The sequence below is a fragment of the Deinococcus sp. KSM4-11 genome, from assembly GCF_004801415.1.
In the GTDB taxonomy this organism is placed as follows: domain Bacteria; phylum Deinococcota; class Deinococci; order Deinococcales; family Deinococcaceae; genus Deinococcus.
Genome location: NZ_SSNX01000002.1, coordinates 398,481 through 410,416, shown reverse-complemented (window position 1 = coordinate 410,416; position 11,936 = coordinate 398,481). Strand labels below are relative to the sequence as shown.

The window sequence follows — 11,936 nt, the reverse complement described above, 5'->3', positions numbered from 1 at the left end:
GGGTGGTGATCCCCCCTGTGACTGTGTAGTACCTGCAGTCTACCGTGCGCCACTCTAGTGTTCCGGAAGTCGCCCTCCTGCACGGGGCCACACACAGCCGAGCATTCAATAATGGCGTCCTGGTCGACAAATATTTTAATTCTCGGCAGGGATCTCCGTGCTGGAGGGCGTTCTTAACAGAAACCCCCCTTCCCAAGCCGCCTGAGATATGTCATGCTGCTCACCATGACCAAAAAGTCATCGAAGGCCCCCGCCAAGAAGCCTGCCGCTAAAGCTGCTGCCAAGCCCGCCGCGAAGAAAACCGCGACGAAAGCTGCCAGCACCAAAGTGGCCAAGACCCAGCTCGTGGAACTGGTGGCCGACAAGACTGGCCTCACCAAGAAGCAGAGCGAGGAAGCTGTCAGCGCCATGCTGGACGCTGTCGTCAGCGCCGTGAAGAACGGTCAGAGCGTCGGGCTGCCCGGCCTCGGTACCCTGAGCGTCAAGGCCACGGCCGCGCGCACCGGCGTTCGTCCCGGCACCAGCGAGAAGATCCAGATTCCCGCCGGCAAGAAAGTGGCCTTTAAGGTCGCAAGCACCCTCAAGGGCACGCTCTAAACTTTCGTTTAGGGCCACGCAGGGGGCACGGGGGAGACTCCGTGCCCCCTGGCCATGTCCTCTGCAGGAGGAAGTGAGCCTCGGCGCTGATTTCTCATCTAGCTGATGAGATCTTGATTCTTGCACCCCGGTTGCTTCGGCGCAGCCAAAATATGATCTGCTGGGGGTGGCGGCATGGCCGCTGGAATTGTCATCAACTGATCTGCTGTCCGTAATGTATGGCCGAGGACGTAACATGCGGCGATGGTTGCTGGTAGGTGGAGCCCCTCATGGTGACGACAACATTTCCGAATACGATCTTTAGGCGCGCCTTGCGGTATGTATGGGCAGTCTTTCAGGCACCATTCCGACGTGCCACCACAGAAGTGATTGCGAGGCGATGCGTCTGACGCTGAATCACGACATCCAGCCCCAGCAGGGTCAGCTTCGTTCTCATGACAGTCAAGATGAGGCTGAAATAGATTTCGGCCGGCTGCGGGAAGGTCTCTATCACGCGCTGCCTTGGATCCTTGGGGGTTCAATTTTGATCGGGGCGGCTGTTGGGCTCTATGAGCGTACATTGTCCCCAACATTCAGTGCTACGACAAACCTGATCACAACCACGCCAGCCACGGTAGGCAACCTGCGAGACACACTCGTGGCTCCAGTGGCGCTGCCGGACGGTACGCTTGAAGACGCATTGCACGGACCCGTTGTTGTGAATCACATCATTGAACTGTTGAACCGTGCCCCAACTGTTACGGAAACCCAGAGGAAGGCGTTTGCGAACCAGTTAACTGAGGAGCTCCTCAATCAGCGTTACAACACAATTAAGGTCACAAGTCGGGTAGATTTTAGCGGGAATGGTGTCTACAAGGTCAATGCCTTTGCTACTACAGGTCCCTTAGCTGCCGTGGTGGCGGATACTGCCGCTCAGGCCCTGCTGGATTGGGATCAAGGCCGCGCTCTCAGTGGTGTGCGGCGTGCTGAGCAGAGTCTGCGTGAGCAGCTGATGGAGGTCAACCGTCAGTTGGCACGTCCCGGACTTCCTGTGGAAAACCGGCAGGTTCTACTGACCTCAAGAGCTCAGGTACAGAGAAATCTTGTTCAAGCGGCCATACAAGCGCAAGGGGTAACGGGTCTGCTTAGCCAGGTAGCGCCAGCCGTCATTCCCATGAAGGCTGCTGCTCCCCACCCTGTAAGGGATGTCCTGATCGCCGTTGCCTTGTCCGTATTGCTACTGGGTGGTCTCGCCGCTGTCCGCTCCGCGCTTGATACCAGTGTGCGAAATGAAGATGACCTGCTCAGCCTTGGCCTGTCTACCATGGCCGCGTTCCCTCGGCTGAAGAAGAGGGTCACTGAGAGCCAGGGAATCGTATTGGCGGCGCGCGGCAGTGCTATGCAGGAAGCGGTGGGCTTCTTACTTCTGAACCTGAACGCGGCTGGAGGTGCGCATCAGAATCAGCGCATTGTGGTGACGTCCGCCACGTCTGGGGCCGGCACAAGCAGTGTTGTAGCGATCCTGGCTGACGCGGCTGCGGCCATCGGGATGAAGGTACTCATCGTGGATGCCAGTGGGGAAGACGGTACGCAGGCCCAACTCTGGGCCTACGCACGGGGCTCCACGCATAGTGCCGTCGTTTCTCCTGGCGAGAACTTGGCCGTGGACAATGCTGTGGCGCCAGGAATACAACTCGTTACTGTTGGAATGGGCGGTCGGTGGCCGGTGCGAGGGGGAGATACTGGGGCTGCAGATGGACTGGGAGAGGGCTATGACCTCGTGCTGATCGACGCACCCCCACTACTGTATGTGGCGGATGCGCTCGATATTGCGCGTCACACCGGTCACTTGTTGCTCGTGGTCGAGGCTGGCTCCACGCCTATCCAGACCGTCCGGCAGGCATTGCGGCGTGCGTCACAGGCTGGTGTTGCCGTGCTGGGAACCGTGATAAACAAGGCAACCCAATCTGCCACACCCGGTTTGCGCCCCGTCCTCCGCTCCAGCCTGCTTCCCAGACCTCAGTCCTGACATATGAGCGTCCTGAGTCCGACTCAACAGGGGAGACACGCGGCTGAGGAACAGCGCACGCGGTTTCAGTCAGCTCTGCCTCAAGCGGCGGCGCTGATTGCCGGTGACATCTTGAGCCTGGCGATTGCATTTATCCTCGCGGCCGCCTTGCATGGTCGTCTGAACGCGCCAGTCTCGCCGCTCGCCCTCGCGGTCTGGGGCGGACTCTGGTTGATCTGGCGGGCTTATCAGGGACTGTATCCTGGTTATGGGCGCGCGCCGCAGACAGAGTTGCGACTGCATGTGATCGGTACGGTGCAACTTGTAGGCGTGCAACTGGCTTCCGCATTGGCCATCCAGCGATTCTTCGATGGCGCTTCGGGTACTCTGGTTGCATGGATACTCTTGTTGCTTATAGCGATGCCGATGCGATATGCAGTTCGGGCTATCCTGATCCGCGCTGGGCGCTATGGACGACGCATCAGTGTGATTGGGGCAGGGCAGACGGCCGCCATCGCCATCAGCCACCTTCGTAACCATCGCTCATATGGTCTGATTCCAGTCGCCGCCTACGATGACAATCCAGCGTTGCACGGTCAGATCATTCACGGAGTGCCTGTTCTTGGCTCTATCGATCTGGCCCTCACGGAGCCAAAGACGGAGCAGGCACTTATCTCGATTCCGGGTGCGCGTGCAGAAACGCAGCAGCGCCTCGTCAACAGTGTGTACGCGGTGTTCCCATACACATGGGTGGTACCAGACCTGTTTGGCGTGCCCAATCAGGCGCTGCATCCTCACAGTATCGGCAGCGTGGCCAGCTTGGAGATCCGAAATAACCTCGGATCCTATCAGGCGCGAGCGCTCAAACGTATGATAGACCTCCTGGGCGCCACGGTAGCAGCAGTGCTGCTTCTACCGCTCCTGATCGTAATCGCAGGAGTGATTAGGCTGGACAGCCCTGGGCCAGTGGTTTACCGGGCACGGCGACTTGGACGACACGGCCAACCTTTCGATTGCTTCAAGTTCAGAAGTATGCACAATGATGCGGACGAAATTCTGGAAAGCATGTTGTCGAGCAGCCCTGCACTGCGTGATGAGTTTGAATCCTCACATAAGCTCAAGGATGATCCACGTGTTACGCGCGTGGGTGCCTTACTGCGGAAAACAAGTTTGGATGAGCTTCCACAATTGGCCAATGTCCTGCTTGGCTCAATGAGTCTAGTTGGTCCTCGTCCTATCGTAGAAGCAGAAACCATACGTTATGGTGAGATCTACGCTACTTACAAGCAGGTACGCCCCGGTATGACCGGATATTGGCAAGCGAATGGACGTAGTGACACCACTTATTCTGAGCGGGTAGGGATGGATAACTTCTACATCACCAATTGGTCTCCATGGCTGGACACAATCATCCTGATTCAGACGGTGCGAGTTGTCTTACTTGGTAAGGGCGCGTATTAGTGATTTTTTTTGCCATCAGGCAGATCATCGTTTATCTGCTGATTTTCCTGATGAGCACTTTTATCGGGCGGGTCTCGGGGGCTAGAGATTTCGCAGCGTTCACGCTGTTCAACTTTGTTTTCGGATTGACGTACATTGTGGCCGATCTAGGGTTTGGTAAGGCGGTACTTGGCGCTCAGAACGAGCCGGTTCCAGGAGAACTGGCACTGGCATGGCTGATCAACCTTGGGGGAGGCCTGATCTTTGGCCTTCTGCTGGCTGCTGGGTTTTACAGTGCACACCAGGATCTGCCCAGTTCGCTCCTGATTGTGTTGTTCTTCCTAAGTGGTTCTGGCTCATTCGGCTGGTTTTCTCGGAGCGAACGGTCTGGTAATTTCGTTGCCATCGGAACGGCAGAGATTACGCAGGTCTTGGTGTACTTCGTGGTGTTTTTTGGGGTGTATGGTGTATTCCATGACGTCCGCAGCGGCGTGATGTGGGCTGTTTTTGCACGGATCGTCAGCATTCCCTTGTCCTACGCGGCCAACGGCGGAATGATGCTGAGGGTAAGCCCTGATTGGGTAACTGTGAGGAGCGTGCTGCGGCGGACATTGAATGGATTTCAACATCAGGTGTCGCTCGTGCTCTTCGCGCTCAAGGATCTGCTGCTCGCGTACATTGTTCTGTCAGCCATCAGCCCTGAGCAGCGGGGTATCGACTTAATGGCCCAAACGTATATGATGATTCCCCTGATGTTCGCCAATCCGGTCAGCCGAGTACTTCTGCCTCGGCTATCTGCAGCCAATGCACAGAACAGCGCACTCACAGTCCGCCGGATTATGAGCATTATGGCTGGTTATGCCGTGATCGCCACTGGCGTCGTATACGCGGGATTTGGGTTGTTCAATACTATATTACTTGCAGGTAAATTCAGCGCTTCAGAGGCGTTGATTCCATATTTCGCTCTGGCGAATGTCATGTCAATCCCGGCGTTGGCGGTGGCAAGTTTCGTGGCAACGACACAGGGGTATCGCGTGTATCTCGCTTATGCCGTGGTCTGCGCCACAATCACGTGGGCGGTCGGGGCATGCATGCTGCGGACTGGACTGACGCCAGCTTACCCGGTCGCGGTGCTCTCCGGGCATGCAATCAACCTTGTGCTGATCGTGTGGTTTTTGTTCGGACGGAGAGAAGTGTGATCCGCCGGGTCTTGGGAACCATCGCCTCATTGGGACTGTTCCGTTCAAATAGGCGGCGGGGCATCCTGGTCGATTTCCGCAGCCGCGTGACGGACTCAGTGCTGGAGGGGCACAACCGCATCTACGGGGCCGTGGTCATATCACAGTCGTCCGTGGGACTGGGCACGTATGTTGCGTATGGCACGCATATCCACCAGGCCAGCCTAGGGCGCTACTGCAGCATCGGACAGCATGCCCGGATTGGTGGGTTGGGACGTCATCCGTCGGCATTATTTACGTCCCACCCTGCCTTTTATTCACCGCGAGCGCAGGCGGGTTTCTCATTCGTTTCTCGATCCCTGTATGAGGAGTATGCGCCGACCACCGTTGGCCATAACACTTGGATCGGGTATGGCGCGGTAGTCCTCGATGGAGTGAATGTCGGCAACAACGTGATTGTGGCAGCCGGCGCCGTGGTCGCCGCTGACGTTCCGGACGGCAGTGTGGTGGGTGGCGTACCCGCCCGGCTCATCCGTCAGCGCCTGGAAGTGAGTGCCGCGACGTGGTGGACACTTCCGATGGAGGAACTGCGTGAATTGGTGACTGCAGCGCAGGACTCAGATTTCGGTGTCTACAACGACCGCTTCGAGCACCTGCTCGACCGTGACCGAAGTGATTGATGTCACCCGCCTGCCCTATGTCCTGCTGCTCCTCTCGGTTGGCGTGACAAGCAGTCCGCTGGTGCCGACGGGCAGCAGCGCACGTCCACTATCGCTGTACTTCGCAGCGCTGTCTGTACTCGCATTTATGATGGCCGGGCGCAGGCTGCGACATACCCGGACTGTGCTGGCCGTTGTCGCCTTCCTGGCGTTCCTGCTCCTTCGTCAACTGTTCGCCCTGGAATATCCAGACCCGGCAGTGGCCTTTACGTTCAAGGGTCAGACTGTTCAGCAGGATCTGGTGAGCGCTGCGCTGACCGTTGTCGTTTTCGGCCTGCATTACTTTGCGTTCCAGACAGCCTTCCAGGTGCTGGGGGCACGCCGCGCGCTCTGGTATGCGCTGGTGGGCCTGTCACTGTCCGCGGCACTGGCCGTAGTGCAGGGTGTCGCGGATATCCTGGGTTTCGGGCAGCCGATCAACGCCCTGACATCTGTGTTCTCCGCATCGGCCATAGACTGGGTGGGCCGGGCGCGGGGGCTGGCCTTTGAACCGTCCTGGCTGGCCAGCCAACTGACCGTTCTGATGGTGCCAATTCTCTTGTTTCTGCTGGTTGCTGTGCGGCGCAGCTACGGTGTCTTTACTCTGGGCCGTGTGCGGATGCCGATCGAGGTGGCGCTGTTGGGTCTGGCCGTGCTGGCCCTGCTGTTCACCAATTCCAGGGGGGGACTGGCAGCGCTGGTCGGTGCCTTAGGCGGCCTGTTCCTGTATTTCCTCCGCCATATCCACTACCGCATGAATCTGCTCCGTATCTTACTGACCATTTTCCTGGTGGGCACGGTTGGCTATGTGTCTTCGGGCAATGCCTACGTTGCGAGTGCTCTCGGAAGCGTGTCCAAACTGGGAAACCTTCAGGTGGCATTCTCGTCTGCGAACGCGGGCCCGCGCTTCGCGGCTTGGCAGGGTGCGGTCACCACCTTCCTGGAGCACCCGTGGACTGGGGTAGGATTGGGACTGCAACACCGGTATTTTGCGGCGCACCCGCCCCAGTGGGCACTCAATCAACCTGAGGTGCAGGTCTGGCTCAGTCCTCTTTACGCTGACCGGGCCAACGCCAAGAACCTGCCCCTGCGCCTGCTCAGTGAAGCAGGTGTCATCGGCCTGACACTCTTCATGGTGCTGTTCATGACCACATGGCGTCACCGGGACGGTCGGCTGCTGCTCCTGTTCATGGCTGTTCCACTCGGGATCGATTTTATGTCTCTGGATTCGCTGGCGCTGATCACGTACCCTCTCATCCTTGTGCTGCTGTTGGAGGTCAAGCGTGAAAGTCAGCGTCATCACCATTAATTTCAACTCCCAGGACGGTTTCGGTCGCACACATTCGTCTGTCCGCGCGCAGACCTACCCCGACTTGGAGTGGGTTGTGATTGACAGTGTGTCTACGGACGACAGCGCCGCGGCCGTGCGTGCCGCGACCCCGGATATCGACACTTTGGTCGTCGAGAAGGACGATGGGATTGCGGACGCATTTAACAAGGGTATTGCGCTTGCAACAGGCGAAGCCACCGTGTTTTTGAATGCTGGCGACACCTTCTCGTCTCCAGAGGCGCTGGCGCAGATGGTTGCGGCATGGAACCAGGATAAATACGACTGGCTGTGCGCTGGCGCTCATTTCATGCAGAACGGCCAGATCGCGTTCACCCGCGACCTGACTACGCTGCCAGTTGATGCGCTGGTCATGCGCGGCTGCCTTATCGTACATCCCAGCGTGATTCTCAAGACCGTCCTGCTCCGCAGCTTCTCCGGCTACGATGCCAGGTACCGTAGCGCAATGGATTTTGACCTGTGGGTACGGCTGATCTCTCGGGGATTTCTGCCCCAGCAATCTGCCCTCATCACCTCCAACTTCTACCTGGGAGGCACCTCGACCTCGTATTCGGGCTTTGCCGAGGAACTGCAGTCTCTGACCAACAACGGGCTCGCCCGCCGACGTGATCTGATGCTGATGAGGATACGCAAAGCCGTCGTGACCCGCCTGGGTGCCTTGAGGCGCTACCGGGCGCTGTATCGCCTGAAGGAACGGCTGTTCCGATGATGGTTTCAGTGGTCATTCCATGTCGCAACGAGGCGGGCACCATCGGTCTGGTGCTCGAATCGTTGCTGGTTCAGGATGCTCCGGAACTGAGCGAGATCATTGTGGCCGACGGGCGATCTGCGGACGGGACTGTCACGACACTCCATGAATATCGTGCAGCCTTCCTGGCGCGCGGCACCACTCTGACGGTTCTCGACAATCCCGGTGTCTCGACGCCCAGCGGCCTGAATCTTGCTGTGCGCGCCGCGACTGGACAGTTCATCGTACGGCTGGATGCACATTGCCGGATCGAGCCGTCTTACATCCGGGAGCTCCTCGCTGGAGCAGCCTTGACGGGCGCTGACGTCGTCGGGCCGGCGGTGACCTACTACGGCCACTCCAGGGTAGGCCAGCACATTGCCGCCACACTCAACCACCGTGTCGGCAACGGTGGGACACCGTCTCGGAACAGGCAGGCGCGGCCGGTACGTACCGTTCACACGGTGATGTCCTGCTACCGCCGTGAAGTGTGGGAACGCATAGGAGGCTACGACGAGCGCTTGCTGTCAAATGAGGATTTCGAGTTTGATTACCGCGCCACTGCGGCTCGATTCGCCGTATATTCATTGCCGGTTCCCACCTACCATGCGCATGCACGCGAAACCCTGCTGGCCTTCTGGCGCCAACGGTTTCGGTACGGCACATGGAAGTACGCGGTCGTGCGGAAGCATCCCCGTTCAATGCACCTCCGGCAAGCCGTTCCTCTGGTCTTTACGGTGGTGTGCCTGCTCACGCCTGCCGTGCCGGTGCTTCTGCCTGCTGTGCTCTGCGTGCTGGTCGCTGCAGCAGCCCTGGTATGGAATGAGCACCGCCGCCTCAGCCCCATGCGCCTGGTGGCCGTGGTAGCAATCACCTACCTGGGATGGTCGCTGGGATTTTTCCGTGCCGCCCTTACAGACACACTGCGTCGAAGGATACGCCGCTAGATGTACCGCGCTGCCCTGACGCCGCGTGGATTCTCTGGGATAGTGCTTGACCTGACGGTGCCCTCGACTCTGGTCACGGTGAACGCGCCTAGCCCTTACGCGCGTGATGGGCAGATCAGCGCCTGGAGCCTTCCTTCCCGACACGCTCTGGCAGCAGACCTCGGGGTGGCGCGCTTCGTGACGGATCTGGTGCTCCGGCTGTATGCCAGCCAGGACAGCACACTGGAGATCCTGGTGGACGGCACAGTTGTCTTGACGTTGATACTCCCAGCTGGCCAGACGCGTACCCTGACGCGGACGGATCTGCCGAGGTTACCGTGGACGTTCCAGACGCTTCAGGTGCAGTCCCGCTGTGCCACGGCAACCTCTGCGTGTGCGCTGGTGCCGGGGCTGAGCCTCAGCCTATTGCCGCCCCGTGATCCAGGTGCGCCCAGCGTGCTGTTCCCCGCAGCGCTGCTCGGCGCACTGGCTCTGACCATGGCGTGGCGGCATCTACACCCATGGGACAGCCCGCGCTAGTGTTAACCACGTCATGACGACCAGCCAGCCGTATGCCCTGCTGATCACTGGCGGGTGTGGCTTCATCGGCAGCAACTTTGTCCGGTATTGGCTCGATCGCCACCCGACCTCTCGGATCGTGGTGTATGACAAGCTGACCTATGCAGGGCGGCGTGAGAATCTTCTGGATCTGTGGAGTCACTCCAACCTCTCATTGGTGGTGGGTGACATCAGTGATCAGGCCATGGTACGGCAGACCTGCCTGGCGCACGGCATCGATATGATCGTGAATTTCGCTGCCGAGACACACGTGGATGTGAGCATCCTGGGGCCGCTGGTGTTCACGGATACCAACGTGCGGGGCACGCACGTGCTGCTGGAAGTCGCAAGGGAACTGGGCATGCGGCTCCACCACATCAGCACCGACGAAGTGTACGGGCATATCCCGGATGGGCACCAGAGCGTCGAGACCGATTCGCTCGCTCCGCGCAGTCCCTACGCGGCGAGTAAGGCGGCGGCCGATCAGCTGGTGCAAGCCTACGCGATCACCTACGGTCTGCCGGTCACGATCACGCGTGGGGCCAATAACGTCGGGCCGTATCAGTACCCGGAGAAGGCCGTGCCGCTGTTCAGTACGAACGCCTTGCTGGGCGAGCCGATCCCGGTGTACGGAGACGGCCTGCAGATGCGAGATTACGCGCATGTGTTCGACCATTGCACCGGCATCGAGACGGTGCTGCTCCACGGCCAGATGGGCGAGGTCTACAACGTCGGCACCGGGCGGGAGATGACCAACCTTGAGATGGTAGACATTGTGCTGGACACGCTGGGGGCGGATCATATGCTGGTTCGGCACGTCGCGGATCGCCCCGGCCATGACCGCCGGTATTCCATGAACGTGGACAAGCTGTGTGGGCTGGGCTGGGCCCCGCAGTTCGACCCGAAACACGCGGTGGCCGAGGCCGTGAAGTGGTATGAGGACAACCGCTGGTGGTGGGAGCCGATCCGCAGAGGCGTGTTCCGCGAGTATTACGACCGGCAGTATGCCGATCGACTCGCCGGACGTGAAGAACAGTGAGGTCATCGTATCGTCGGGGCATCATCCTTGCCGGAGGAACTGGGACGCGCCTCCATCCAGCGACGCTGGCGGTCAGCAAGCAACTGCTGCCCATCTACGACAAGCCGATGATCTACTATCCACTTACTACGTTGATGCAGGGCGGTATCCGTACCATCCTGATCATTTCCACGCCTCTCGATCTGCCACGCTTCAAACAGTTGCTTGGTAATGGCTCGCAGTGGGGTATCACCCTGGAATATGCCGTACAGCCAAGTCCGGATGGTCTGGCTCAGGCATTTTTGATTGCTGAGACCTTTCTCGATGGACATCCAAGTGCCCTGGCACTGGGCGACAACCTCTTTTATGGGGTGTCACTGCCTGACCTGCTCCGTGCAGCCGACGCCCGACCTGAGGGGGCCACGATTTTTGCCTATCAGGTCAGCGAACCGCAGCGCTACGGCGTGGTGGAGTTTGATCATCAGGGTCGGGTTCAGTCCATTGAGGAAAAGCCGATGCAGCCAAAATCCGATTATGCCGTGACGGGGTTGTATTTCTACGATGGGCAGGTGGTGGATATTGCGAGGTCGATTCACCCTTCGAGTCGAGGTGAGCTTGAGATCACAGACGTGAACAGCGCGTACCTCAAACAGGGGCAGCTCGACGTTCAAATCCTGCGCCGTGGTTTCGCGTGGCTGGATACAGGCACACACGAACAACTGTTGGAGGCCAGTCTCTTCATCCGAACGATGGAAGAACGCCAGGGCATCAAGGTGGCTTCGCCTGAAGAGACGGCGTGGCGCTCGGACTGGATCACGACGGATGAATTGCTTGTCCACGCGCAGAAGTATGCGAACAACCGGTACGGCGCGTATCTGTTCAAGCTCGCGGGTGAATCTAGGAGTGGAGTATGAGTGGTGACCGTCCGGTGCGGCTGGCAGAGGTCTACGCCCGCCTTCTCACGGTCGAGGCGTACCCGGGCGTGCCTGAGATCGAGGGCGTGTGGGTGCGTGAACTGCGCAAGCACCGCAGCGAGAATGGGGCGTTCATGGAGATCCTGCGCCTGAACCAGAGCGGCGCACAGCAGCTGCCGGGACCGCATGACCCGCGGCAGTTCAGCGTGTCCTGGGCGGAGCCAGGCCGCTTGAACGCATTCCACATCCACTTGAAGCCACAGAATGAACTGTGGTGCACGCTCCAGGGTCAACTCAGCGTGTGGCTTGTGGACTGCCGGGACGGCAGCAGGAGCCTCGGAGTTCAGCGGTCGCTTACCCTGAGTGCTGAACAGCCTGCTTTGTTGCATATTCCCAGTGGTGTGGCTCATGGGTACCGCGCGGGTGCACAGGGAGCCACGCTACTGTACTCAGCGGACGCCCAGTTCAATGCAGCAGATCCGGACGAGGGACGGCTGCCATGGGACACCTTCGGCGCTCATCTGTGGGCAGAGGATCGCGGCTAA

12 protein-coding genes are annotated in these 11,936 nt (G+C 59.3%); all 12 read left to right on the top strand.

All coding sequences use genetic code 11. The annotated features are described in order from the left end of the window. The first annotated feature begins 213 nt into the window (after window positions 1-213). Window positions 214-597: an HU family DNA-binding protein gene (locus tag E7T09_RS08985; protein ID WP_136388830.1), complete on the top strand. Its 384-nt coding sequence runs from the start codon at window positions 214-216 to the stop codon at window positions 595-597. A gap of 379 nt (window positions 598-976) precedes the next feature. Continuing rightward, entirely contained in the window at window positions 977-2,605 is a 1,629-nt protein-coding gene (locus E7T09_RS08980) for a succinoglycan biosynthesis protein exop (protein WP_136388829.1), read from the top strand. 3 nt (window positions 2,606-2,608) lie between these two features. Beyond that, a complete protein-coding gene (gene wbaP / locus E7T09_RS08975) occupies window positions 2,609-4,045 on the top strand; it encodes an undecaprenyl-phosphate galactose phosphotransferase WbaP (RefSeq protein WP_136388828.1) in 1,437 nt (478 codons plus the stop codon). Then, the gene (locus E7T09_RS08970; RefSeq protein WP_136388827.1) at window positions 4,045-5,223 is read left to right on the top strand and encodes a hypothetical protein; all 1,179 of its coding nucleotides are present in this window, start codon (window positions 4,045-4,047) and stop codon (window positions 5,221-5,223) included. Before wbaP ends, E7T09_RS08970 begins: the two co-directional genes overlap by 1 nt. Next, window positions 5,220-5,882 carry a DapH/DapD/GlmU-related protein gene (locus E7T09_RS08965; protein WP_168734774.1) on the top strand — a complete coding sequence of 221 codons (663 nt, stop codon included), beginning with the start codon at window positions 5,220-5,222 and terminating at the stop codon, window positions 5,880-5,882. The genes E7T09_RS08970 and E7T09_RS08965 overlap by 4 nt, the downstream gene beginning before the upstream one ends. Next, window positions 5,866-7,209: an O-antigen ligase gene (locus E7T09_RS08960; RefSeq protein WP_136388825.1), complete on the top strand. Its 1,344-nt coding sequence runs from the start codon at window positions 5,866-5,868 to the stop codon at window positions 7,207-7,209. Before E7T09_RS08965 ends, E7T09_RS08960 begins: the two co-directional genes overlap by 17 nt. Then, a complete protein-coding gene (locus E7T09_RS08955; RefSeq protein ID WP_168734773.1) occupies window positions 7,184-7,957 on the top strand; it encodes a glycosyltransferase in 774 nt (257 codons plus the stop codon). Before E7T09_RS08960 ends, E7T09_RS08955 begins: the two co-directional genes overlap by 26 nt. Further along, window positions 7,954-8,922 (top strand): glycosyltransferase family 2 protein, encoded by a 969-nt coding sequence (locus E7T09_RS08950; protein WP_136388823.1) that lies wholly within the window; start codon window positions 7,954-7,956, stop codon window positions 8,920-8,922. Before E7T09_RS08955 ends, E7T09_RS08950 begins: the two co-directional genes overlap by 4 nt. Window positions 8,923-8,964: 42 nt before the next feature. Next, window positions 8,965-9,441 (top strand): hypothetical protein, encoded by a 477-nt coding sequence (locus tag E7T09_RS08945; protein ID WP_136388822.1) that lies wholly within the window; start codon window positions 8,965-8,967, stop codon window positions 9,439-9,441. A 13-nt stretch (window positions 9,442-9,454) separates the two neighbouring features. After that, window positions 9,455-10,498 carry a dTDP-glucose 4,6-dehydratase gene (gene rfbB / locus E7T09_RS08940; protein ID WP_136388821.1) on the top strand — a complete coding sequence of 348 codons (1,044 nt, stop codon included), beginning with the start codon at window positions 9,455-9,457 and terminating at the stop codon, window positions 10,496-10,498. After that, complete coding sequence (rfbA, locus tag E7T09_RS08935) at window positions 10,495-11,391, top strand: glucose-1-phosphate thymidylyltransferase RfbA (RefSeq protein ID WP_136388820.1); 897 nt, start codon at window positions 10,495-10,497, stop codon at window positions 11,389-11,391. The genes rfbB and rfbA overlap by 4 nt, the downstream gene beginning before the upstream one ends. After that, on the top strand, window positions 11,388-11,936 hold the full coding sequence (locus E7T09_RS08930) for a dTDP-4-dehydrorhamnose 3,5-epimerase family protein (RefSeq protein ID WP_136388819.1): 549 nt from the start codon (window positions 11,388-11,390) through the stop codon (window positions 11,934-11,936). The genes rfbA and E7T09_RS08930 overlap by 4 nt, the downstream gene beginning before the upstream one ends.